The sequence below is a fragment of the uncultured Phyllobacterium sp. genome (assembly GCF_902479695.1).
GTDB lineage: Bacteria > Pseudomonadota > Alphaproteobacteria > Rhizobiales > Rhizobiaceae > Phyllobacterium > Phyllobacterium calauticae.
On record NZ_CABSQF010000009.1, the window covers coordinates 80804 to 104737 of the forward strand.

The 23934-nt window shown below is 60.6% G+C and carries 26 protein-coding genes, 1 tRNA gene and 1 riboswitch; of the genes, 20 read left to right on the forward strand and 7 right to left on the reverse strand.

The features are described from left to right. The first annotated feature begins 89 nt into the window (after positions 1-89). From RDL77_RS07835 to ilvC, 4 genes are all read left to right on the forward strand, one after another. A complete protein-coding gene (locus RDL77_RS07835; RefSeq protein WP_223612784.1) occupies positions 90-2015 on the forward strand; it encodes a potassium transporter Kup in 1926 nt (641 codons plus the stop codon). 75 nt (positions 2016-2090) lie between these two features. Next, positions 2091-3314, forward strand: coding sequence for an NAD(P)/FAD-dependent oxidoreductase (locus tag RDL77_RS07840; RefSeq protein WP_288192439.1), 1224 nt, complete (start codon positions 2091-2093; stop codon positions 3312-3314). A 105-nt stretch (positions 3315-3419) separates the two neighbouring features. Further along, positions 3420-4064 (forward strand): TetR/AcrR family transcriptional regulator, encoded by a 645-nt coding sequence (locus RDL77_RS07845; protein WP_223612786.1) that lies wholly within the window; start codon positions 3420-3422, stop codon positions 4062-4064. Positions 4065-4098: 34 nt separating this feature from the next. Then, positions 4099-5118, forward strand: coding sequence for a ketol-acid reductoisomerase (gene ilvC, locus RDL77_RS07850; protein ID WP_188343638.1), 1020 nt, complete (start codon positions 4099-4101; stop codon positions 5116-5118). A gap of 53 nt (positions 5119-5171) precedes the next feature. Here ilvC and RDL77_RS07855 read toward each other — a convergent pair whose 3' ends face one another. Further along, on the reverse strand, positions 5172-5528 hold the full coding sequence (locus RDL77_RS07855; RefSeq protein ID WP_223612787.1) for a BA14K family protein: 357 nt from the start codon (positions 5526-5528) through the stop codon (positions 5172-5174). Between the two features lie 158 nt (positions 5529-5686). Between RDL77_RS07855 and RDL77_RS07860 the strand changes: the two genes are divergently transcribed. The 4 genes from RDL77_RS07860 to RDL77_RS07875 all read left to right on the forward strand — a co-directional run bounded on the left by RDL77_RS07860 (position 5687) and on the right by RDL77_RS07875 (position 8721). Beyond that, complete coding sequence (locus RDL77_RS07860) at positions 5687-6802, forward strand: endonuclease/exonuclease/phosphatase family protein (RefSeq protein ID WP_223612788.1); 1116 nt, start codon at positions 5687-5689, stop codon at positions 6800-6802. Positions 6803-6805: 3 nt separating this feature from the next. After that, entirely contained in the window at positions 6806-7516 is a 711-nt protein-coding gene (locus tag RDL77_RS07865) for an NUDIX hydrolase (RefSeq protein ID WP_288192440.1), read from the forward strand. A 108-nt stretch (positions 7517-7624) separates the two neighbouring features. After that, positions 7625-8542 (forward strand): PhzF family phenazine biosynthesis protein, encoded by a 918-nt coding sequence (locus RDL77_RS07870; RefSeq protein WP_288192441.1) that lies wholly within the window; start codon positions 7625-7627, stop codon positions 8540-8542. A gap of 103 nt (positions 8543-8645) precedes the next feature. Further along, positions 8646-8721 (forward strand) — tRNA-Lys (locus RDL77_RS07875). Positions 8722-8782: 61 nt separating this feature from the next. Here the strand turns inward: RDL77_RS07875 and RDL77_RS07880 are convergent. Next, entirely contained in the window at positions 8783-9520 is a 738-nt protein-coding gene (locus tag RDL77_RS07880; protein WP_288192442.1) for an FkbM family methyltransferase, read from the reverse strand. A gap of 439 nt (positions 9521-9959) precedes the next feature. Here RDL77_RS07880 and RDL77_RS07885 point away from each other — a divergent pair, with 439 nt between their 5' ends. The 7 genes from RDL77_RS07885 to RDL77_RS07915 all read left to right on the forward strand — a co-directional run bounded on the left by RDL77_RS07885 (position 9960) and on the right by RDL77_RS07915 (position 15673). Further along, positions 9960-10304: a RidA family protein gene (locus RDL77_RS07885; protein ID WP_105732256.1), complete on the forward strand. Its 345-nt coding sequence runs from the start codon at positions 9960-9962 to the stop codon at positions 10302-10304. 249 nt (positions 10305-10553) lie between these two features. Continuing rightward, a complete protein-coding gene (rpsU, locus tag RDL77_RS07890) occupies positions 10554-10829 on the forward strand; it encodes a 30S ribosomal protein S21 (protein ID WP_223612792.1) in 276 nt (91 codons plus the stop codon). A 208-nt stretch (positions 10830-11037) separates the two neighbouring features. Continuing rightward, positions 11038-11607: an NADPH-dependent FMN reductase gene (locus RDL77_RS07895; RefSeq protein WP_223612793.1), complete on the forward strand. Its 570-nt coding sequence runs from the start codon at positions 11038-11040 to the stop codon at positions 11605-11607. Positions 11608-11696: 89 nt separating this feature from the next. Then, positions 11697-11813: riboswitch (TPP riboswitch) on the forward strand. 97 nt (positions 11814-11910) lie between these two features. Beyond that, positions 11911-13743 (forward strand): phosphomethylpyrimidine synthase ThiC, encoded by a 1833-nt coding sequence (gene thiC, locus RDL77_RS07900; RefSeq protein WP_288192443.1) that lies wholly within the window; start codon positions 11911-11913, stop codon positions 13741-13743. Further along, positions 13743-14696 carry a glycine oxidase ThiO gene (gene thiO, locus RDL77_RS07905; protein WP_288192444.1) on the forward strand — a complete coding sequence of 318 codons (954 nt, stop codon included), beginning with the start codon at positions 13743-13745 and terminating at the stop codon, positions 14694-14696. Before thiC ends, thiO begins: the two co-directional genes overlap by 1 nt. 2 nt (positions 14697-14698) lie before the next feature. Further along, entirely contained in the window at positions 14699-14896 is a 198-nt protein-coding gene (gene thiS, locus RDL77_RS07910; protein ID WP_223613463.1) for a sulfur carrier protein ThiS, read from the forward strand. Positions 14897-14899: 3 nt separating this feature from the next. Further along, entirely contained in the window at positions 14900-15673 is a 774-nt protein-coding gene (locus RDL77_RS07915) for a thiazole synthase (protein WP_288192445.1), read from the forward strand. Here RDL77_RS07915 and RDL77_RS07920 read toward each other — a convergent pair whose 3' ends face one another. Both RDL77_RS07920 and RDL77_RS07925 read right to left on the reverse strand, forming a co-directional pair. Then, on the reverse strand, positions 15674-16273 hold the full coding sequence (locus RDL77_RS07920; protein WP_223612797.1) for a bifunctional 2-polyprenyl-6-hydroxyphenol methylase/3-demethylubiquinol 3-O-methyltransferase UbiG: 600 nt from the start codon (positions 16271-16273) through the stop codon (positions 15674-15676). It abuts the gene before it with no gap. Between the two features lie 16 nt (positions 16274-16289). Further along, positions 16290-16739, reverse strand: coding sequence for an Rrf2 family transcriptional regulator (locus RDL77_RS07925; RefSeq protein WP_223612798.1), 450 nt, complete (start codon positions 16737-16739; stop codon positions 16290-16292). 305 nt (positions 16740-17044) lie between these two features. Between RDL77_RS07925 and RDL77_RS07930 the strand changes: the two genes are divergently transcribed. The 5 genes from RDL77_RS07930 (at position 17045) to cysW (ending at position 20307) form a co-directional block, all read left to right on the forward strand. Next, positions 17045-17236, forward strand: a complete 192-nt coding sequence (locus RDL77_RS07930) for a hypothetical protein (RefSeq protein WP_223612799.1) — start codon at positions 17045-17047, stop codon at positions 17234-17236. Continuing rightward, positions 17209-17514, forward strand: a complete 306-nt coding sequence (locus tag RDL77_RS07935; protein WP_288192446.1) for a hypothetical protein — start codon at positions 17209-17211, stop codon at positions 17512-17514. Before RDL77_RS07930 ends, RDL77_RS07935 begins: the two co-directional genes overlap by 28 nt. Further along, the gene (locus RDL77_RS07940; protein WP_288192447.1) at positions 17511-18515 is read left to right on the forward strand and encodes a sulfate ABC transporter substrate-binding protein; all 1005 of its coding nucleotides are present in this window, start codon (positions 17511-17513) and stop codon (positions 18513-18515) included. The genes RDL77_RS07935 and RDL77_RS07940 overlap by 4 nt, the downstream gene beginning before the upstream one ends. A 102-nt stretch (positions 18516-18617) precedes the next feature. Continuing rightward, positions 18618-19460, forward strand: coding sequence for a sulfate ABC transporter permease subunit CysT (cysT, locus tag RDL77_RS07945; protein ID WP_288192448.1), 843 nt, complete (start codon positions 18618-18620; stop codon positions 19458-19460). A gap of 19 nt (positions 19461-19479) precedes the next feature. Continuing rightward, positions 19480-20307 (forward strand): sulfate ABC transporter permease subunit CysW, encoded by an 828-nt coding sequence (gene cysW / locus RDL77_RS07950; protein WP_374042689.1) that lies wholly within the window; start codon positions 19480-19482, stop codon positions 20305-20307. Here cysW and RDL77_RS07955 read toward each other — a convergent pair. From RDL77_RS07955 to ybaL, 3 genes are all read right to left on the reverse strand, one after another. Then, the gene (locus RDL77_RS07955; RefSeq protein WP_223612803.1) at positions 20304-20864 is read right to left on the reverse strand and encodes an alpha/beta hydrolase; all 561 of its coding nucleotides are present in this window, start codon (positions 20862-20864) and stop codon (positions 20304-20306) included. The genes cysW and RDL77_RS07955 overlap by 4 nt on opposite strands. Positions 20865-21029: 165 nt before the next feature. Beyond that, positions 21030-21980, reverse strand: coding sequence for a lysylphosphatidylglycerol synthase domain-containing protein (locus tag RDL77_RS07960; protein ID WP_288192474.1), 951 nt, complete (start codon positions 21978-21980; stop codon positions 21030-21032). A 60-nt stretch (positions 21981-22040) separates the two neighbouring features. Beyond that, entirely contained in the window at positions 22041-23798 is a 1758-nt protein-coding gene (gene ybaL, locus RDL77_RS07965) for a YbaL family putative K(+) efflux transporter (protein ID WP_223612804.1), read from the reverse strand. Positions 23799-23934: the final 136 nt, after the last annotated feature.

Consider the following 23934-nt stretch of genomic DNA (forward strand, 5'->3'; position numbering starts at 1 on the left):
GATGACAGCTATGTTAAAATGGCGATTGATATTGCGGTGCAACACGACTAACTCGTCCGCCCACGCTGTCGGAGCGAGGGAAAACCTGTATGAGTGACCAGCAAGTTGGCGACGAGAACTGTTTAAACGGTACCGCCGCCTATGAACCGGAACCGCATCACAAAGAAGCATTTCCGGTTCTTGTGCTAGGCGCCCTCGGCGTTGTCTATGGCGACATCGGGACAAGCCCGATCTACGCCTTTCGCGAAGCGCTTCATGCCGCATCGCTCGACGGATTCCTGAGCAGGACCGATATTCTCGGTGTTGTCTCCATGATCTTCTGGGCGCTGACCCTGATCGTCACCATCAAATATGTTTTTTTCGTGCTGCGCGCCGACAATGACGGCGAGGGCGGTATCCTGTCGCTGATGGCGCTGGCACGGTCGAGTTTCAAATCCCGGCCGCAGCTCATTCTCGGTCTCGGCATTGTCGGTGCGTCGCTGTTTTACGGCGATGCGGTGATCACTCCGGCCATTTCGGTGCTCTCGGCCGTCGAAGGTCTGGAGATCGTCACTCCGTCGCTGGAACCCTTCGTGGTGCCCATCACGCTGGTCATCCTGCTGACGCTGTTTTCCGTCCAGCGTTTCGGTACGGCGCGCGTTGCCACGATTTTCGGCCCGATCACCCTGTTGTGGTTTCTGGCCATCGGCTTTTTCGGCGCGTGGCACCTGTTCGACGATATCAGCATTTTTGCCGCCGCCAACCCGTATTACGCGGTGGATTACATCCTCGAGAACCCGGCAACGGCGTTCCCGACCATCGGCACGGTGTTCCTGGCGGTGACCGGTGCGGAAGCGCTCTATGCGGATCTCGGCCATTTCGGCCGCAAGCCGATTGCCACGGCCTGGGTCTGGGTCGTCTTCCCCTGTCTGCTCCTGAACTATTTCGGTCAGGGCGCCTTCATTCTGGCGCATGGCGAGTCGGCCAAAAACCCGTTCTTCGAGATGTTCCCGCATTGGGCATTGCTGCCGATGGTGCTTCTGGCCACGGCCGCCACCGTCATCGCCAGTCAGGCGGTTATCTCGGGCGCCTATTCGTTGTCGCGCCAGGCGGTGCAGCTCAATCTCCTGCCGCGCCTCAACATCGAGCACACCTCCGAGAAGCAGTCCGGCCAGGTCTACCTGCCGCGGGTCAACATGCTGCTCGGCCTTGTGGTTGTCCTGCTCGTCCTTGGCTTCGAGCGCTCGACCAACCTGGCCTCGGCCTACGGCATTGCCGTGACCGGCAACATGCTGGTGACGACGATCCTGCTGTTCATCGTCATGAGCCGCATCTGGAAGTGGCGCCTCTGGGTGGCCGTCAGCCTGACCGTCGGCTTCATCATCGTTGACCTGACATTCGTCAGCGCCAACCTGATCAAGGTTGTCGATGGCGGCTGGGCTTCCCTCGTGGTGGCATTCCTCATCATCCTGGTGATGTTCACCTGGGTCCGCGGCAGCCGTCAGCTGTTCGAAAAGACCCGCAAGGGCGAGGTGCCGCTCGATCTGATCTCGAAGAAGATGGCGCAGAACCCGCCACCGCTGGTGCCGGGAACCGCCGTGTTCCTGACGGGCGATCCCAAGAGCACCCCGACAGCCCTGATGCACAGCCTGAAACATTACAAGGTGCTGCATCAGAACAATGTGATCCTGACGGTCATCACCGCGCCGTCGCCGCTGGTCAAGAAGAGCGAGCGGGTCAAGATCGAGCCGATCAACGATCTGTTCATGCGCGTCACGCTGACCTTCGGCTACATGGAGCGCCCGAACATTCCGCGTACATTGGCGATCTGCCGCAAGCAGGGCTGGAAGTTCGACATCATGACCACGTCCTTCTTCCTGTCGCGCCGCTCGCTGAAGGCATCGGCCCGTTCGGAAATGCCGCATTGGCAGGACCGCCTGTTCATCGCGCTGGCGCGCACCGCCAGCGATGCCACGGAGTATTTCCAGATTCCGACCGGCCGCGTCGTCGAAATCGGCACCCAGGTAAACATCTAGCAGTGAGACGCGATATCGGGTTGAAAGACCCGCATCGCGTCTGTATGCCCGTAGCAGCAAACGGGTAGGGTCAGATTGAAAAAACAGCGGATTGCCATTGTGGGTGCGGGCCCGGCGGGGCTTGCCGCCGCGCTCTATCTTCATCGCGCCGGGCATGATGTCAAACTGCTCGAACGGTTTGCCGCCCCTTCGCCGCTCGGCTCCGGCCTCATCCTGCAACCCACCGGCCTGACGGTGCTCAGCGATCTCGGGCTGTTCGATCGTATCGCATCCCTCGGCAACCGGATCGACCGGCTCTACGGTGCCGATGCCCTGTCCGGACGGGCGGTGCTGGATGTCCGGTATGCCGCACTGAAAAGCGGACGCTACGGCATTGCCGTGCATCGCGCCGCCCTGTTCGATGTGCTGTATCAGGCGGTGCTGCAGGCGGGTATCGATATCAAGACCAATGTCGACGTCGTCACGATGGACACGGGCAACGGCCGGGCGTGGCTGATGACCAGTACCGGCCGCAGCATCGGCACCTTCGATCTGGTCGTCGATGCCAGTGGCTCGCGCTCGCGGCTCAAGCAGTTTGCCATCCATCCCTGCGAACCGGAGCCCCTGACGTACGGCGCCTTCTGGACATCGCTGAAATGGCACGGGGAGGGGTTTGACACGCGCTCGCTGCTGCAGCGCTACCGCAAGGCCGGCGTGATGATCGGCGTTCTGCCGATTGGCAGGACCGAGGTGGGCGGCGATGACATGGCGGCATTCTTCTGGAGCACAAAGCCGGATGAAGCGGAGGCCCTGCGCGCTGCGGGGATCGAGAGCTGGAAGGACCGGGTGCTGTCGCTCTGGCCGGAATGCTCGGCCTATACCGATCAGATCGGCGGTTTCGACGATATGACACTGGCGCGTTATGGCCACCACACGCTGGCCATGCCTGCCGGGCGTCACCTCGCCGTCATCGGCGATGCGGCCCATTCCACCAGCCCGCAGCTGGGGCAGGGCGCCAACATGGCGCTGCTGGATGCACGGGCGCTCGCCCATGCGCTGACGACGTCCACGGAGCTGGATGCGGCGCTGTCCGCCTATGCCGCCTCCCGCCGGACGCATGTGCGCGGCTTCCAGGCCCTGTCGCGGGCATTCACCCCGTTCTACCAGTCGGATTCGACCCTGCTGCCCTTTGCACGCGATTGGGTGGTTCCAACCGTGGCGCGCATTCCGCCAGCGCCGCAGCTTCTGGCATCGATGGTATCGGGTACCCTGATCGACCCGTTCCGGCCAATCGGTTTGCGGGAAAAAGCCTGGTTCTAGAAATCTTTTTCATCCCCACTTGCCAAACGATTTTCATGGCTCTAGAACCGAACCGTAACGTACGGTACGGCAAATGAAGCCGTGAAAGCGAATGGAAGAAGCCTCGTGCAATCTGCTGCGGAAGCCAATGACAGCCCATTGACAGAGCGTCAGCGCGACGTTCTCGATGCGGCGCTTGGCCTGCTGGTGGAGGCGGGCGATGCCTTGACGATGACCAGTGTGGCGCGCCGCGCCAGCTGTTCGAAGGAAACCCTCTACAAATGGTTCGGCGACCGGGACGGGCTCTTGACCGCGACGGTCCAGTGGCAGGCGTCGAAGGTGCGCGGCGTCACGGTCAGGCGCGACGGACTTGATCTTGCATCGCTGACAAGCGGGCTGGAACGCTTTGCGTCGGACTGGCTGCGCGTTCTCTCCGGCAAGATTTCCGTGGCGCTCAATCGCGTGGCCGTCAGCCATGCGGGCAGCGACAAGCGCGATCTCGGCGCCATCGTCCTGGAGAACGGGCCGTTTGCCATGGCGCGCCGCCTGATGCCGCTGCTCGAGGTCGGGCGTGAAGCCGGGCTGCTGGCATTCGACGATACGGAAGAAGCATTTCGCACCTTTTTCGGACTGGTCGTCCGGGATGTGCAAATCCGGTTGCTGCTTGGCGACCGGTTCGAGTTGACTGATGTGGCAATCGACGGCGAGGCCCGGCGCGCGACACAGCAGTTTTTCGCTCTGTATGGAGCTCATACCAACGGGGCCGCTTAAGGCCGCTGTACGCAACGCTGAAGGGAAGAAATCAATGCGCGTATATTATGACCGCGATGCAGACATCAACCTGATCAAGTCGAAGAAGGTTGCCATTATCGGATACGGTTCGCAGGGCCGCGCCCATGCGCTGAACCTGAAGGACTCCGGTGCCAAGGACGTGCGCATTGCCCTGCGTCCAGGCTCTGCCACCGCCAAGAAGGCCGAAGCAGACGGCTTCCAGGTCGTCAGCGTTGCCGAAGCGGCAAAATGGGCCGACCTGATGATGATGGCGACGCCGGACGAACTGCAGGCCGACATCTACAGGGATCACATCGCCGACAACATCCGCGACGGTGCTGCCATCGCTTTCGCCCACGGCCTCAACGTGCATTTCGGCCTTATCGAGCCGAAGAAGACCGTTGACGTTGTCATGATCGCGCCGAAGGGCCCGGGCCACACGGTTCGCGGCGAATACCAGAAGGGCGGCGGCGTTCCCTGCCTCATCGCCATCCATCAGGATGCCTCGGGCAATGCGCATGACCTCGCGCTGTCCTATGCCTGCGGCGTCGGCGGCGGCCGTTCGGGCGTCATCGAAACCAATTTCCGCGAAGAGTGCGAAACCGATCTGTTCGGTGAGCAGGTTGTTCTGTGCGGCGGCCTCGTTGAACTGATCCGCGCCGGTTTCGAAACGCTGGTTGAAGGCGGCTATGCGCCTGAAATGGCCTATTTCGAATGCCTGCACGAAGTGAAGCTGATCGTCGACCTGATCTATGAAGGCGGCATCGCCAACATGAACTACTCGATCTCCAACACGGCCGAATGGGGCGAATATGTCTCCGGTCCGCGCATCATCACTGCCGAAACAAAGGCCGAGATGAAGCGCGTCCTGACCGACATCCAGACCGGCAAGTTCACCTCCGACTGGATGCAGGAATACAAGGCCGGCGCATCGCGCTTCAAGGCCATCCGCCGCAACAACGACAAGCACCAGATCGAAGAAGTCGGTGAAAAGCTGCGCGGCATGATGCCATGGATCGGCAGCAACAAGCTGGTCGACAAAGCCAAGAACTAAGGTCTTCGAGCTTTCCGAGAATCAGGCCGATAGAGCGATCTATCGGCCTTTTTTCATTGCAGCGTGCAGGTGCGGCGCGGCCCGCTCAGGGGCTGGTAGGTATTGTCGAAGGCACGGTAGGATTGATAGCGGTCCTGGCAGATCTGCGCCTGGGTGCGGGTCGTCGGCGAGATGATGGGCCGGCGGGTGCGGAAATCGTTGCACCGCGCCGAGCCCGTGCAGTTGGGCCCGGCAAGGTTGGCCGGACTGTCGGTGCCGAGAATCAGCGGCTGCAGTGGAACCGGATCATTGCCGCGCGGGGCCGGACGATAGGGCTGGACCTGTGCAGACGCGGTGCCAAGACCGAGGGTCAGGGCAAGGCCAAACGCGGCGAGGGCTGTGATCAGGGTCTTCATCATCGTCGTTTCCATGCTGTTTTCCCTAATATAGGCCTTTGCGCACCCCGCCGCCACCGCCAAGCGGAAATCCCTGCGGTAACGGTTTCGGCACTGGTTGTAATCTGCCAATCAGGCTAGGCTCGCACCAACGTCCTGCTTCGACGGCCGGTTTCATAATTCAGGGTATGTGAATGTCTGTACGCATCGCCACGTTCAACGTCGAAAATCTGATGAACAGGTTCGATTTCTCCGGCTTCAAGAACAATCTGAACAAGGACCGGACACTGCAGCTGTTCCAGATCAATGACGAGGAACAGTACCGGCAGCTGGAACAGGCACGGGCCATCGCCCATGCGGACGACACGCGCCAGCTGACGGCGCTTGCCATCGCCGAAACCCATGCGGATATCCTTTGCCTGCAGGAAGTCGACAATATCGGTGCGCTGAATGCCTTCGAGTTCGGCTATCTCTTCAAGATGGTCGGCGAGGGCTACCGGCACAAATACATGCTGGAAGGCAATGACAGCCGCGGCATCGACGTGGCGGTGCTGATGCGCGACCAGACCCGGCACGGCGAGCCGATCGAATTCATCGAAATGACCAGCCATGCCCACGTGACCTATAATGATTTCGGTCTGTACAACGCCGAGATTGCGGCGCTCGGGCTTGAGCCGCATGAGCGCATTTTCAAGCGCGACTGCCTGGAGATCGACGTGCGGATCGGCGGGCGGCCGCTGACGCTGTTTGTCAGCCATTTCAAATCCATGGGGCCGCCGCGCAACGGGCTGGACGGGCGCACAGCCTCCATGCCGGTGCGCGTGGCCGAAGCAAAAGCGGTGCGGCGGATCATCGAGGACCGGTTTGCCGATAGCGGCGGTTCGGCCAGCAAGCATTGGGTGATCTGCGGCGATTTCAACGATTATCGCGAACGCATTGTCATTGGCGGCGATTCGCTGGCCGGATACACATTCGATCCGGTGCGCGAGGCGACGAGCAGCGTCGACGTGCTGCTGGACGGCGGGTTCTGCGAAAATCTGGTGGAACGCCGTCCGGTGATGGATCGCTGGACGCTGTACCATACGCGCGGCCCGGAGGAGCGGCACCTGTGCCAGCTCGATTACATCCTCGCGTCGCCCGCATTGGCCAGGACCAACAGCAAGGCTGTGCCCGACATCATCCGGCGCGGCCAGCCCTACCGCACGATTTTCCCGCCGGACCAGAAGGTCGAGATGTTTCCACGGATCGGCTGGGACCGCCCCAAGGCAAGCGATCACTGCCCCGTTGCCGTCACATTCAACGTCATCTGACCTATGCACACCATTCCCGAAGCAGCCGTCATCGCGATCCGTCAGGCCATTGTGCGCGTGGAGGAGGGGCCACTCGCCTACGATGTTCAGCATCGCGCTGACATAGCCGCAAACTGGACACGCGAATTGGCGGCCAATCCCACGCTGTTCGACGGCTCGTTCTTCCTGGCTGAACAGGCCGGGATCGATGCCGGTATTTTCAGCGCGGCTTACAGGCGCACCACCTTTGCCACGATGATGCACTGGAAGCGCAACCGCACGGCTGCAAAGCCATGGCACATCTTCAGCGTCGGGGTCATGGTATCGGCCGACAACAGGCTGATTGCCGGGCAGATGGGCGCCACGACATCGGCGGCGGGACGGGTGTATTTCCCGGCTGGATCGTTCGATGCGGGCGATCTCGTGGGCAATCAGGTGGATTTCGACGGCAATGCCCAGCGCGAGGTGGCCGAGGAAACCGGCATCGATCTTGGCACCGCATCGCACCGGGACGACATGGCCTATCTCGTCAGGGCGGGGCGGAGCATTGCCGTGTTCCGGCGTTATTATTTCCGGCAGACCGGAGATGAACTGCTCGCATCCATTCGCGCCACCATTGCCGCCCAGGCCGATCCGGAACTGGACGGGGTCTGTGCCATTTCGGCGGCCGGCGAGATGGGGGAGGCGACGCCGCGTACCTTCGCCACTTTTGGGGATTGGCACTTCAGGCCATGAACCACGCATCGCATGGCCTGCAGGCTGGAATGTCACCGTTACAAGGTTTATCTTGAACAGCTCTCTCCAGTGTCTACTTTCGCCGAGGGTTTGACGAGGAGTATGCAAATGAGCGGCCGGCACTATCAAGTCTATGATGTTTTCACCGACAAGGTCCTGACGGGCAATCCCCTTGCGGTTGTGCACGATGCAGCCGGGCTGGACGATGCCGCCATGCAGCGGATTGCCGGGCAATTCAATCTTTCCGAGACGGTGTTCGTCCTGCCGGCGCACAATCCTGCCCATACGGCGCAGATCAGGATTTTCACACCCGATTACGAAATGCCTTTCGCCGGTCATCCGACCGTCGGGACCGCCATTGCCCTGGCGCAAACCCGCTTTCCCGATGTGGCGAGCGATCAGGAAACGCTGATCATCCTGGAAGAGAAGATCGGCCCCGTCCGCTGCGGTGTGAAGCTCAGCAAGGCGGGAGCGTTTGCCGAATTCGATCTTCCCAAGCTGCCGGAACAGGTGCCGTATAATTCCGACAGGATCGCGCTGGCCAATGCCCTGCGTCTCGAACCCAAGGAGATCGGCTTCGAGAATCACGTTCCGACCGTCTGGGATGCGGGCGTGCCTTACCTGCTGATCCCGATTCACGGGCTGGCGGCTGCCGGGCGGATTCGAATCAATCAGGACGCCATGAAAAGGGCAGCGCCTGTGATCGACGGGCGCCAGCTGCCCGTCTATGTCTATTGCCGCGAAACGACGCTGCACGACAGCAGTTTTCATGCGCGGATGTTTGTCAGCGACGAGGGCACCTACGAGGACCCGGCAACGGGTTCCGCCACGGCGGCCTTTGCCGGCGCCATCCAGCATTTTGACCAGCCGCTCGACGGATTGTTGCGGCTGTGGCTGGAGCAGGGCCAGGAAATGGGCCGTCCATCGCGATTGCGGCTGGAACTGGATATCGCCGACCAGAAGCTTGCCGGCGGGCGTATCGGCGGTTCGGCGGTCAAGACGGCGGAGGGACAGCTTTTTGTTTAAACAACTTATTGTTCAAAGCTGACATAAAGTTTTCAAGAAGGGCTGGACAGGCCGGTTTTGCCCCGTTATAGAGCCCCCACCTTCGGTCGTCAAAGCGGCTGACGGGCACATAGCTCAGTTGGTAGAGCAGCTGACTCTTAATCAGCGGGTCGTAGGTTCGATCCCTACTGTGCCCACCAATCAGAACCCCAGGTCATATCAATGGCTTGGGGTTTTTCTTTTGCTGCGGTTCTGAAACAGTCACCGTTTTGGCTTTGCCAGCAGGTGAGGGTTGGGCAGGCCGATGAGATAATTCATGTCGATCTCATGCGCCTCGCGCCATTCAGGCTCCTCATCGATCGCAAAGAGATACCCGTCTGCCGGCAGTGCTTCCATGATGGCAAAGCAATGGGCGCGCGCGTCGACCTGCATCATGTTGTGAATTTCGATGTCGAGAAACGGCAGCTGCTGCAACACGCTGCGGGCGCCCTTCAGTGCCGCGACCTCGTGCCCTTCAACGTCGATCTTGAGGAAGTCGACATTGCCCAGATCCGCATCGTCCAGCGCGATGACGTCGACAATCAGGTCACCATCGGGAGCATGAACATTGCTGTCGTTGAGGATGACGTTGCTGTGCGGCGCCAAAACCTTGTGGGTGCCCGACTTCTGCCCGACGGCCTTGCCATGGGCCACGACGTTTGTCAGTCCGTTCAGTTCGGCATTCCGCTGCACGACACCCGCATTGAATGGCAGTGCGTCAAAGGCGGTCACCCTGCCGGTGGGGCCGGCCTTCTGGCTGAACAGCACGGTCATCAATCCATGATGGGAGCCGCAATCTACAACATGCGAGCCCGGTTTGATAAAGTAAAGGCAACGCTCTCGAAACCCAGTATAATTGTTTCCTGCTGCAACATACCAATGATATCCAATCTCATCGGCGATGCAGAATGGTATAGATCGTTCGCCATATCTTATGTTTTCAACGAATGGATATATCAATTACTTATCGCTCCCGTCGAATTATGTGTCATGCTATCATAGATAACCTTAATATTGCCCCGATGTGCAAGTATAAAATCAAATTCTTAGGGTTCGCGGTTGATCCGCCCGACGCTTCCGCCATCAAAAGCGCCGCCGCCATGGAATGGTCGAGTATGCAGCGGCGCCTTGAGGCCGCAAGACACATCGCGACAGAAGCAGCCGGTTTCCGCAGCATCACTTGTCTCCGCGTTCCCATGGTTAACAGCGGCGCAGCCGACGGAGGATAAAGCCCTTGCGGCCGCTCGCTTCAGGGGGCGGGGCAAACGAAAACCATGGGCGGAAACGATGATTTCTGTTGCTTTCCGGCGGGCCCCAACTATAACGCCTTGAACAGGGCCGAATGGCCCTTTTTTCTTGCACGCATATCGATCTACCCAAACTGCTAGAGGAGCTTTCCATGAGCATTCGTCGTATTGAAGTCGGTCCACGCATGAGCCAGGCCGTTATCCATGGCAACACGGTTTATCTCGCAGGGCAGGTAGGCACACCGGGCAAGAGCGTCACCGAGCAGACCAAGGATGTCCTGGCTTCGGTCGAGCGCCTGTTGAAGGAAGCCGGTTCCGACAAGTCCAAGATCCTGCAGGCGATCATCTGGATGGCCGACATGAAGGACTTTGCCGAAATGAATGCGGTTTGGGATGCCTGGGTCGATCCGGCCAACACGCCTGCGCGCGCCACCGGCGAAGCCAAGCTGGCGACCCCGGACTATCTCGTCGAAATCATCATCACCGCTGCCATCTGATTCCCTGCCGAAATCCGTCCCATACGGCGGATTGGGCAAAGCGACAGGTTCATCCCGGCGGAAATATTGAATTTGCCGGGATGAAATGAAGTGGATGTCAGTAAAACTGCTCCCGTGCACTGGATTTTTAGCGCGGGAATGAATAAAGTCCGCGCTTCTCGGGATTGCCGTTGTGGTAATTCATCAAACGCTTGTCTGATTGTGACGCTTATGCCCGCAAGACGAGACAAGCATGGGTAAGGAAAACGATTGCAAGTTCTCGTCCGTGACAACAATGTTGAACAGGCCCTCCGGGTCCTGAAAAAGAAGATGCAGCGCGAAGGTCTCTTTCGCGAAATGAAGGCGCGCCAGGCTTTTGAAAAGCCGTCCGAGCGCCGTGTCCGTGAAAAGGCTGAAGCCGTCAGCCGCGCCCGCAAGGCAGCGCGCAAGCAGGCACAGCGTGAAGGTCTGCTTCCTGGTCCGAAGAAGAAAGAACGCGTTGCCCGTCCAGGTGCCGCTTCCAGCGATTTCAGCAACAACCGATAATCAATGACCGGAGTTTCCGGTCCTTGCAAAACGCGACAGAACCCGCACAGCGAGCCATGCTGGAGCGGGTTTCGTTTTATGAAGACTCCGCCATAACTATCGTCTTCACATCGATATTACCCGGTTTCAAAAAAGTGCCTTCTTGTGCGCTGCATCACGCCGCGCCTATGCATGCTCCATGATATTCAAGCCTTATGGAGACCTTTCAATGGCACCCAAGCTCAACATCGTCCACGTCAGCACCCGTCCGGGCCGCGCCGGTCAGCCGGTTGCTAAGTGGTTCCATGATTTTGCCAGCCAGGACGGCCAGTTCGAGCCGGTTCTGATTGATCTGGCCGATCTCAACCTGCCGGTTTTCGACGAACCCAACCACCCGCGTGCCCGGAAGTATGAGCACGCGCACACGAAAAAGTGGAGCGCGCTGATCGAAGCGGGCGATGCGATCGTGTTCGTGACGCCGGAATATGACTATTTCGCTCCGCCGTCCCTGACCAATGCGATCATCTATCTGTGGCAGGAATGGAACTACAAGCCGGTCGGTTTCGTCAGCTATGGCGGCGTGTCGGGCGGCCTGCGCTCGGTCGAATCGGTCAAGGGTCTCATCGCAGGCCTGCGGATGGTTCCCATTCCCGAAGGCGTTCCCGTTCCGGCGTACCAGCAGTTCATCAACGATGAAGGCGTCTTCCAGGCCAATGAACTGGTGACCGCCAGCGCCAACACCATGATTGGCGAATTGCTCAAGTGGAGCAATGCGTTGAAGCCGCTGCGCGCGTCCTGATCCGGTCAAGGCGCCCGGAATCGACGGGGCGCCGCACACACGATTTTACCGATTCGCTTGACAAATGGCGGATCGGGCGTTCAATTCAAGACATTCACCAGGGGGGTCCCGACAAGGGGCTGAGATTCTGCTGGCTTTTGCAGCGCAGTGACCCGTTGAACCTGATCCAGTTCATACTGGCGTAGGGACGGTGCGAAAGTCATGCGAGTCAGCCTCGGCACATCCGTATCCGGATTCGCAATCTCTTTTCATCCTTCCGGCACAGAACTGGGTTTCCACGCTTGATTGCTTAGGAGCCTGATGATGACCGCAATTACCCCAACCGTTTCGGCAGGACCGCTGCCGGCCTCGATCAAAATATACAAACCCGGCCATATCCATCCGGATATCCGCGTGCCGTTGCGCCAGATATCGGTGCATCCGACAGCGGGCGAGCCGCCGGTGACGGTGTACGACTCGTCCGGGCCGTATACGGATGCCAACGCTGCCATTGACATCGCCAAGGGCCTGCCGCGCATCCGCGCAAGCTGGCTTGCCGACCATGCCGACCTTGCCGCCTATGACGGCCGCCATGTCAAGCTGGAGGACAATGGCTTCGTCACCGGCGAGCGGCTGACGCCGGAGTTCCCGGTGCGCAACCGGCCATTGCGGGCGAAGGGCGATAAAGCCGTAACGCAGCTCGCCTATGCCCGGGCGGGGATCATCACGCCTGAGATGGAATATGTGGCGATCCGCGAAAACCTTGGCCGCGACGCGGCGCGGGCGCAGCTGGAGCGCGACGGCAATTCCTTCGGCGCGTCGGTGCCGGATTATGTCACACCGGAATTCGTCCGCGAGGAGATTGCCCGGGGCAGGGCGATCATTCCGGCCAATGTCAACCATCCCGAACTCGAGCCGATGATCATCGGCCGCAACTTCCTGGTCAAGATCAACGCCAATATCGGCAACTCCGCAGTGACCTCCTCCATGGCGGAAGAGGTGGAGAAGATGGTGTGGGCCATCCGCTGGGGCGGCGACACGGTGATGGACCTGTCGACCGGCCGCAACATCCACAATATCCGCGAATGGATCATCCGCAACGCCCCCGTGCCGATCGGCACCGTGCCGCTCTATCAGGCGCTGGAAAAGGTCGGCGGCATCGCCGAGGACCTGACATGGGAGGTCTATCGCGACACGCTGATCGAGCAGGCGGAGCAGGGTGTCGATTATTTTACCATCCATGCGGGTGTTCGGTTGCATTACATCCCGCTGACCGTCGACCGTGTCACCGGCATTGTGTCGCGTGGCGGCTCGATCATGGCCAAATGGTGCCTGCATCATCACCGGGAAAGTTTCCTCTACGAGCATTTCGAGGAAATCTGCGATATCTGCCGTGCCTATGATGTCAGCTTCTCGCTGGGTGACGGGCTGCGGCCGGGTTCCATCGCCGATGCGAACGATGCGGCGCAGTTTGCCGAGCTGGAGACGCTGGGGGAACTGACGCAGATTGCCTGGGCCAAGGGCTGCCAGGTGATGATCGAGGGCCCCGGCCACGTGCCGATGCACAAGATCAAGGCGAACATGGACAAGCAGCTTGCCGTCTGCGGCGAGGCGCCGTTCTACACGCTGGGACCGCTCACCACCGATATCGCGCCCGGTTATGATCACATCACGTCGGGGATCGGTGCGGCGATGATCGGCTGGTTCGGCACCGCCATGCTTTGCTATGTCACGCCGAAGGAGCATCTGGGCCTGCCCAACCGCGACGATGTGAAGATCGGGGTGATCACCTACAAGATCGCCGCCCATGCGGCGGACCTTGCCAAGGGCCATCCGGCGGCGCAGGTGCGGGACGATGCCCTGTCGCGGGCGCGTTTCGAGTTCCGCTGGGAAGACCAGTTCAACCTGTCGCTCGATCCCGAAACCGCCCGGCTGTTCCACGACGAGACATTGCCGAAGGAGGCGCACAAGGTCGCGCATTTCTGCTCGATGTGCGGGCCGAAATTCTGTTCGATGCGGATTTCCCACAATATCCGCGCCGAAGCGCAGAAAGAGGGCATGTCAGCCATGGCGGAAAAATTCCGGCAGGGCGGTGATCTCTACATGCCGCTGAAATCAGCAGCTGTACCCATTCCGGTCGGGGGTGACGAGTTCTGATGCGCATCCTTGTCAAAGGCGCTGGCGTGGCCGGGCTCACCGCCGCACATGAACTGATGGCGCGGGGCGCGGACGTAACCGTCTTCGACCCGCGCCGCGACACGTCATCGACCGCCTCCTGGTATGCGGGCGGCATGCTTGCGCCCTATTGCGAGCGGGAAAGCGCCGATGAACAGGTGCTGGAACTCGGATTGAAGGCTGCCTCCTGGTGGGAGGCAGCCCTGCCGGGGCGCGTCGTGCGCAACGGCACACTGGTGCTGGCGCCAGCGCGTGATGCCGGGGAATTGGATCGCTTCGCCTCGCGCACCTCGGGTTTTGCCGGCGTGGGCGCACAGGAACTGGGCAGTCTCGAACCCGACCTTGCGGGGCGGTTCCGCCGGGGGCTGTTTTTCCGGGACGAAGCGCATCTCGATCCGCGCCGCGCCCTGACGGCCCTGGCGGCGAAGCTTGCCGCATCCGGCGTTCGCTTTGAGAACGAGCGGGACGAGGGCAAATTCGACCGCATTGTCGATTGCACCGGTTATTCCACGGCCAAGCCGGATCTGCGCGGGGTGCGCGGTGAAATGCTCATCCTGCAAACCCGCGACATCGCGTTGGCCCGGCCGGTCCGGCTGATCCATCCGCGCTTTCCCGTCTACATCGTCCCGCGCGCCGATCACCTCTTCATGGTCGGCGCGACGATGATCGAAAGCGATGCGACGGGGCCGGTCACCGCCCGGTCGATGATGGAACTGCTCAATGCCGCCTACAGCCTGCATCCGGCGTTTGGCGAGGCAGCGATCATCGAGACCGGTGTCGGCGTGCGCCCGGCCTATGCGGACAATTTTCCGCGCGTCGAGCGGGATGGCCGGGTGATCAGCATCAACGGATTGTACCGGCACGGATTTTTGCTGGCGCCTGCCATGGCGATGCAGGCGGCGGCGATGGCTTTTGACTCGGAGAAGGTAGCTTGATCATGAGACTGATCGTCAATGGAGAGCCGCACGAGGTTGCGGCCAAAACACTGGCCGATTTGCTCGGCGAACTTGAGTATGAGGGCGAATGGCTGGCGACCGCGCTCAACGGCGAGCTGGTGCGGGCGACCGCGCGCGCTTCCGTGGCGCTGAATGAAGGCGACCGGGTGGAAATCCTCACCCCCCGGCAGGGAGGCTGAGCCATGCTGACCCTTTATGGCACCGAACTGTCCTCGCGCCTCCTGCTTGGCACCGCGCAATATCCGTCACCGGCGATCCTGATGGATGCGGTGAAGGCATCGGAAACCAAGATCGTCACGGTCTCCCTGCGGCGCGAAATGGCGGGCGGCAAATCCGGCGACAGGTTCTGGTCGCTGATCCAGTCGCTCGGCGTGCATGTGCTGCCCAACACGGCGGGCTGCCACACGGTCAAGGAAGCGGTGCTGACCGCCCAGATGGCGCGGGATATTTTTGCCACCGACTGGGTCAAGCTTGAAGTCATCGGCAATCACGACACACTGCAGCCGGATGTGTTTGCGCTGGTGGAAGCGGCGCGGATCCTGACTGCGGACGGCTTCAAGGTGTTTCCCTATACGACAGACGATCTGGTCGTGGCGGAGCGCCTGCTCGAGGCGGGGTGCGAGGTGCTGATGCCGTGGTGTGCTCCGATTGGCTCGGCGCTCGGCCCGCTCAACCTGCATGCCCTGCGTGCCCTGCGCGGGCATTTCCCCGAGGTGCCGCTCATCGTCGATGCCGGTCTCGGCCGGCCGTCCCATGCCGCCACGGTGATGGAACTCGGTTTTGATGCGATCCTGCTCAACACAGCAGTTGCCAAGGCTGCCGACCCTGTCGCCATGGCGGCCGCCTTCGCCAAGGCGGCGGATGCCGGGCACATGGCGTTTCACGCGGGGATGCTGGAGCCGCGCGATGTGGCGGTTCCGTCAACGCCGGTTATCGGAAAAGCTGTCTTTACCTGATCAGGGCTGCTTGGTGGCGATGACGTGCAGCCATTGCGTCGGCTCACGGTCATAGCCGCTGCCCATCAGCGCAGCGATATCGATATCGTGCCAGCGATCTTCACCATAGGCCTGGCGCAGCCATTCCGGCGAGGGGTAGTTGAAGTAGCGGCCGAAGCGGTCGCGGCCTTCGGCCGTACCGGCCTTGAAACTGGCAAAGAACCGTCCGCCGGGTTTGAGGGCGCGGTTGATATGGCTGATGATAGCGGGCAGGCCGGCGCGCGGCACGTGCAGCAGGCAGGCACTGGCCCAGACGCCGTCATAGGTATTCTCATCCGCAATGTCCTGAAACTGCAGGACATTCACCGGGATGCCCAGGCGCTTCTGCGCTTCGGCTGTGATTTCGGGCGAGCCATCCGTCGGCACCACGGCAAAGCCATGGGCAAGCATATGGGCCGTGTCGTCACCGCCGCCGCAGCCAAGCTCAAGGATTCTGGCGCCGGGAGACAGCAGGGCGAGGTAGGCGTCGAGATGGTCAAACGCGCGCGCCTGCGACTGGTTGGCGTAACGCACGGCTTCATCGGCGTAAAAGGCCAGTGTTTCCGGATCGTTGGCGGTCATGGTGTTTCCCGAGGGGTTAGCTGTCGAGCACGGCTGCCAGCTTGCCGCCATCGCCATAGGCGAGGCAATCGGCAATCGTGGTCTTATCGAGCACGCCGCGCGTGACATTGGCGACTTCGCTGAAGACATGGCGGATTTCGCACTTGTCCTCGCTGTCGCAGTCTTCGCAGCGCCGGTAGGCAATCTTGCTGAGGCACGGCAGGGGCGCAATCGGCCCGTCGATCAGCCTGAGGACCTCGCCGAAGGTGATGTCTTGCGCCTGCTTGAGCAGGAGATAGCCGCCCATCTTGCCGCGGCGGCTCATGACGATGCCCTGATGTTTCAGGTCGAGCAGGATCTGTTCCAGGAACTTCTTCGGAATGTTCTGTTCTTCCGCGATGTCCGAAATGAAAAGGGCCTTTTCGGCATCGGCTCTGGCGAGAACGACAAGCGCCCGGAGCGCATATTTGGCTTTCTGCGAAATCATGATTGTTGCCTGACCACCCTGTGAGATGCAGTCATAGTCCCTCGCGTCACTTTTTCTAGTGCTAAAGTGTTAAAAAATGGAGTTTTTTCATGGCGGCCGAATGTCTTAAAAATGGCTGTTAAGGCTCTGAAAAATAATCATTCATTAAGAATTAAGCGCCCGGAAAGTTGCGAAAGCGTTAAAATCGATACACGATTAAACCGGTAGTGATTGTTGACAAATTTTTACAACCGGTCATCATCGGGTATCGGTTGTCTCCTGGAGGCAGCTGCACTCTGCAACCCAATTGTTCCCTGGAGGTCGCAATGTACAGTGAAGTATCAGGCATCTTTAATCGGGCAGAACGCCTGTGGCGTGAGGTATTCGCCTCGGAAACACTCGATACCGATACACGGGATGCGAAGAAGCGGGACAGCGACGAGGCCTCGGCCAAGCGTCATCGCAACTGGACCGAGGAGGATTTCCTCTGGTGCTGGCAGCATCGCGGCTTCTGGTAAACCGCGCTTTCGATCACGACGCTGCCTCGCGGCATCGCGGGGTGGAAGCGGATTGCGGAACCGGCCCGGATAGACCGGGCGAATATTTCATTTTAGTCATTTCTTGGAATAAAGTTTTAAGAAGCAAGGTATTGTTGGAATTCCAATTCTTCCGCTCCCGGAGTTTTGGCGGCATTCTCAGAAAAAATATCCGTTCTCCTATGACATCGCTGGGTTGGATGGGGCTGGGTTCATTTCGACAGCACGATCCGTGCTGGCTGCTTGGGAGAATGCAATGAAAAAACTGTTCGTCTACGCCACGGTTGCTCTGGCGCTCGGCCTCGGACCGGTGAAAGCCGCGGAGCCGACCGGAATCCTCAACGTGTCCTACGATGTTTCGCGCGAGCTCTACGAGCAGGTCAACAAGGCCTTTACGGCGGCCTACAAGAAAGAGGCCGGCAAGGACATCACCGTCAGCCAGTCGCATGCGGGGTCGTCAAAACAGGCCCGCTCGATCCTGGAAGGGCTTGAAGCCGATGTCGTGACGTTCAATCAGGTCACCGATGTGCAGGTGCTGCATGACAAGGGCAATTTCATTCCCGCCGACTGGCAGTCGCGCCTGCCGAACAATTCCTCGCCCTATTATTCCCTGCCGGCCTTTCTGGTGCGCGCCGGCAATCCGAAGCACATCAAGAACTGGGATGATCTCGTCCGCGACGATGTGAAGGTGATCTTCCCGAATCCGAAAACCTCCGGCAATGCGCGCTACACCTATCTGGCCGCCTATGCCTATGCGCTTGAGGCCAACAACAAGGATCAGGCCAAGGCGCAGGATTTCGTCAAGAAACTCTTCGCCAACGTGCCGGTGTTCGACACGGGCGGCCGTGCCGCAACCACGACCTTTGCCGAGCGCGGCATCGGCGATGTGCTGATCACGTTTGAAGCGGAAGTGCTGGGTACGCGCAAGCAGCTGGGCGAAGACAAGTATGAGGCGGTGGTGCCGCCGGTCAGCCTGCTGGCGGAGTTTCCCGTCACTGTTGTCGACAAGGTCGTCGACAAGCGCGGATCGCGGGCAATTGCCGAAAACTATCTGAAATTCCTCTATACGCCGGAAGGGCAGGACATTCTCGCCCAGAACTTCAACCGCGTGCATGACGAGACCATCAAGGCGAAATATGCCGCGCAGTTCCCCGAGACGCGTCTGGTGACCGTCGAGGACGTTTTCGGCGGCTGGGACAAGCTCTCCAAGGAGCATTTCGCCGAGGGCGGCATCCTCGACAAGGTTTTCACCAAGCGCTGACCGGCGGCTGATGAACCCGAAGGCGGCATGGCGTTGGCTGTGCCGCCGCATTCTTTGCAACCACTCGCTTGCTTTCACGCGAACAGGCTTTAGAACCCGAGCATGCCGTTGTTTTCAAAATCCAGCCAGCGCGGACTGTTGCCGGGGTTCAGCCTGACCCTCGGCGTGACGCTGCTGTACTTCGCCGTCATCGTGGCGCTGCCCTTGCTGGCGATGCTGTACAAATCGGTCAATCTCGGCTGGTCGGATTTCTGGACCATCATTTCGTCCGAGCGGGCGGTCGCAACCTATAAGATAACTGTCGGGGCGGCGCTGCTTGCCACGCTGTTCAATGCGCTGTTCGGCCTGCTGCTCGCGTGGGTGCTGGTGCGCTACGAATTTCCGGGGCGGCGGCTGCTGGATGCGGTGGTCGACCTGCCGTTCGCGCTGCCGACCGCCGTTGCCGGTCTTGCGCTCGTCACCGTCTTTTCCGCCAATGGCTGGTTCGGCCGCTATCTCGAACCGCTGGGGGTGAAGATCGCCTATGCGCCGCTCGGCATCGCCATCGCCATGATGTTCACCAGCATTCCCTTTGTCATCCGCACGGTGCAGCCGGTGCTGGAGGATGTGGCTGTGGATGTCGAGGAAGCGGCGCGGTCGCTGGGAGCGACGAACTGGCAGATTTTCGCGCGGGTGATCTGGCCCGCGATTTTCCCGGCCTTCATTGCCGGATGCAGCCTGTCCTTTGCCCGCAGCCTCGGCGAATTCGGCGCCATCGTCTTCATCTCAGGCAATCTGCCGTTCGAGACCGAGGTGATGTCGCTGCTCGTGTTCATCCGCCTCGATGAATATGACTATCCCGCCGCGGCGGCCATTGCCACCGTGATGCTGGTGCTGGCGTTCCTGATGCTCTTTGTCACCAATTCCATTCAAGCCTGGCAGCTCCGTTATGCAGACCGCAGCTGATCTCGCCGCCCCGGCCAAAATGCAGTCGTCCCGGCGGCATGGCCAGCGCCCGGCACGCACGGCGCACTGGCTGCTGATCCTCGCCGCCATGGCCCTGTCGGCGCTGTTCATCGGCGTGCCGATCGCGGTGATTTTTACCTATGCGCTGCGCGAGGGCATCTCCGTCTATATCGCACAGATCACCCAGCCCGCGACATTGCATGCGATCTGGCTGACCGTGCTGACGGCCATCGTCGTGGTGCCGATCAACATGGTCTTCGGCATCTGCGTCGCCTGGCTGGTCACGCGTTTCCGCTTTCCCGGCCGCCGGCTGCTGATCACCTTCATCGAGATTCCGTTCTCCGTCTCGCCGATTGTCGCGGGTGTGACCTATCTCTTCCTCTACGGCAGCCAGGGCCTGCTCGGTCCGCTGCTGGAGAGCCACGACATCAAGATCATGTTCACGGTACCGGCGATCTTTCTGGTCAGCCTGTTTGTCACCAGCCCGTTCGTGGCACGCGAACTCATTCCGCTCATGCAGGCGCAGGGCAGCGAGGACGAGGAAGCGGCCATCACCCTCGGGGCAACGGGGCTGCAGACATTCTTCTATGTCACACTGCCGAATATCCGCTGGGCGCTGCTCTATGGCGCGGTGCTGTGCAATGCGCGCGTCATGGGCGAGTTCGGCGCCGTGTCGGTGGTATCAGGTGCCATTCGCGGCCAGACCAACACGCTGCCGCTGCAGATCGAACTGCTGTTCAACGACTACAACGTCACCGGGGCCTTTGCCGCCTCGTCGACCCTGGCGCTGATAGCGGTGGTCACGCTCATCCTCAAATATGTTCTGGAACGCAAGCAGGCGGGCTAGGCCGCCCGCCTGGTGCGAAGGGCATCGTCCGGCCGCCGCATCGACTGCGCCAGGATATAGCCTTCCGGCCATGCGCCAAAACCGCTGGCAACGTTGATGTGGCCGGCATGGCGCATGTCGACAAAACCCGAGCCCCAGATATCCGCCAGTGCCTGTGCCTTGTTGAACGACATGTAGGGATCGTCGCGGCTGGCGGCGACGATGGAGGGAAAGCCGAAATCGTGACGCGGCAGCGGGGCAAAGCTGCGGAATTTCGGGTCCTGCACCGCCATGCGCTCGGCATCGGCGGGTGCCACCAGCACGGCGCCTGCCACATGGGCGGCGGAGGGGCGGCTGGCCAGATGGGCGACAAGCACGCAGCCCAGACTGTGGGCAACGAGAATGGCGCCGGGTGTTTCCGAGATCGCCGCCTCGAGCACGTGCAGCCACTGTGACAGAACCGGGTTTTCCCAGTCATCCTGTTCGACAAGGCGGGCGGTATCGTCATCGGCCAGCCACTGCCGTTGCCAATGGCCTTTCTCGGAGCCGAGATATCCGGGAATGATCAATGTTGTCATCAGGCACCCATCCTTCCAGCTTGGGGAGGAAATGTTGAAATCACAGCCTGAAAATAGGTGCCAGCCCCCATTCTTTGAAGGAATGGGGGTCTAAAGTCGGGGTGTATTGGAAAAAAATTCCAATGCGAAAATCCGGAATCGTGAAATCGGTCCGGCGTTGACGGCTCAGGTCTCGCTGTCCTTCTTGTACCAGCGCAGGAGCAACTGCGAACGCTCGAAGAACAGGACGACAAGCAGCGACAGGGCAAAGGGGATCAGCAGGTAGAACAGGCGGAAGATGATCAGTGCGGCCAGCACATCGGCCTGGTTCATGTCGGGAAGCCCGGTCAGGAAGACCAGTTCCAGTACGCCGAGACCGCCCGGTGCATGGGAAATGAGGGCGGCGGAAAACGAGATGAGGAAAATCCCGAGCACGATGAGAAAGCCGGGATTGCCCGCTTCGGGCAGGGTGAAATAGATGATGGCGGCGGCGCCGATCAGTTCCAGCGGCCCGACAATCAGCTGCTGGGCGACAACGGTCAGACGCGGATATTCGAGCGTGAACTTGCGGATGCGCAGCGGGCGCAGCTGCAGCCAGCTGCCGAAGACATAGAGCAGCACGAAGGCGAGGGCGCCGAAGCCGAGGAGATAGCTGAGGGAAAGCGGCAGCTCATTGTTGAAGCGCTGCAATATTTCCGGTTCGATCAGAAGCACGAATGCGCTCAGGGTGATCGTGCCGAGCATGAAGGTGAAGGAGCAGAAGGCAATGAGCAGGGCGATTTCCGCCGTGCTCATCCCTTGCGAGGAATAGGCGCGATAGCGCACCACTGCACCCGAGATCACCGACGCGCCGATATTGTGCGAGAGCGCATAGGTGGTGAAGGAGCACAGGGTGATGAACAGCCAGGAAATCTTGCGGCGCAGATGCAGGAGGGCAATCCGGTCATAGCCCGCAAGGGCGGCATAGGCGAGCAGGGAGGCAAGGGCGGCCAGAATCCAGCGGTGGGTCGGAATCGCATAGAGACTGTGGATCACATCCTCAAGAGATATGCTCCGCAACTCCCGGTAGAGGAGCCACGCGGAGACAGCAACAGCGGCCAAGCCGATCACCGGCCATATATAGTCCTTTAACTTCATACCCATTCCCGTCCAATCATTCTCACCTGGCTTGCGCCGCGAACCCCGTTTTTTCTTTGGTTATGCCGATAAGGGCTCCTCCGGCTTCGGTTTGTCGAGATCGAGAATATGCGCGACAATCCCCCGGGCAATTTCCCGCTCGCCCATGATCACTGCGTCGGCACCCAGATCCTGCAAATGCTGGACCTCGGCGTCCGAATGCGCGCGCGCCAGGATGCTGATGGCCGGGTTGGCGGCACGCGCCTTGACGACGATCTGCCCGGCTTCGAAGGCATTCGGAATGGCGATGATCAGCTGCCGGGCTTCGGCAAGGTTGGCCGCGGCCAGCACATCGCCATTGGCGGCATTGCCGACGATGGTTTCCACATCGTCATCGCGCAGCTTTGCCACGGTCTTGTCGGCATCTTCGATCACCAGAAACGGCTTGCCGACTTCCTTCAGCGCATCGCCCACCAGACTGCCGACACGGCCGTAACCGATCAGCACCGCGTGGTTGGTGAGGGTGGTCGGCTGCAGTTCTTCCACGTCGGGTTCTTCGACGACCGTCGTCTCGGGGCTGGCTTCCGTTGCCGAGGCGGAGCGTTTTTCCAGCCACGGTTTCAGATATCCCACCCCGGCAAAGACAACCGGATTGAGCAGGATCGACAGGATGGCGCCGCCGAGAATGAGATCGCGCCCTTCCTGCGGCAGCATGCCGAGCCCGACACCCAGCTCCGCCAGAATGAACGAGAATTCGCCGATCTGCGCCAGACTGGCCGAAATGATCAGGGCGGTCCCGGTGGGATAACCGAACGCCAGCACGATGAAGAAGGCTGCCAGCGACTTGCCCACCACGATGATCGCAAGCGTTGCCAGAAGCGGCAGCGGATCGTTGATGATGGTCATCGGGTCGAACAGCATGCCGACTGAGACGAAGAACAGCACGGCGAAAGCATCGCGCAGCGGCAGGGATTCCTCTGCCGCCCGGTGGCTGAGCTCGGATTCGCTCATGATCATGCCGGCGAAGAAGGCGCCGAGCGCCAGCGATACGCCGAACAGTTTCGACGCGCCGAAAGCCACACCAAGCGCAATGGCCAGCACGGCGAGCCGGAACAGTTCGCGCGAACCGGTATGGGCAATGGCATGCAGTGTCCACGGGATGACACGGCGGCCGACGATCAGCATCACGGCGACGAAGGCGGCAACCTTGCCGAGCGTCAGCCCGATGATGCCGCCGATGCCGAGATTGAAATAGGCGACGATGGGGTCGCTGGCGATATGGGCAGCGGCCTCGACCGCCGGGTTCTTGCCGTTGACGGCATCGGCAATGGCCGGCAGCAGCACCAGTGCCAGAACCATGGCCAGGTCTTCGACGATCAGCCAGCCGACGGCGATGCGCCCGCGTTCCGTCTCGATCAGGCGGCGCTCCTGCATGGCGCGCAAAAGCACGACGGTACTGGCAACGGACAAAGCGAGACCGAAGACAAATCCCGCCTGCATGCTCCAGCCGAGAATCCAGGCAAGTCCGGCGCCGAGCAGGGTTGCCACGACGATCTGCACGATTGCACCGGGAATGGCGATGGCCCGGACCGACAGCAGATCCTTCAGGGAGAAATGCAGCCCGACGCCGAACATCAGCAGAATGACGCCGATCTCGGCGAGTTCAGCCGCCAGTTCCTGGTCGGCAACAAAACCGGGTGTATGGGAGCCGGCAAGGACACCGGCAAGCAGGTAACCGACAAGGGGAGGAACGCGCAGACGGTTGGCAATCGCACCGAAGATGAAGGCCACCACAAGGCCCACAACGATTGTCGCAATCAGCGGCGTTTCATGAGGCATATGTCGGTGTCTCCCCCTGGGTCGTGATGAAAAATAATAGAGTCAATCTGTCTGCAGCCAATGACTGCCTCAGTATTGCGTACACATGATGTCTTGCAAACAACTTTTGTCGTTCTGCGGCGCATGAAATGCAATT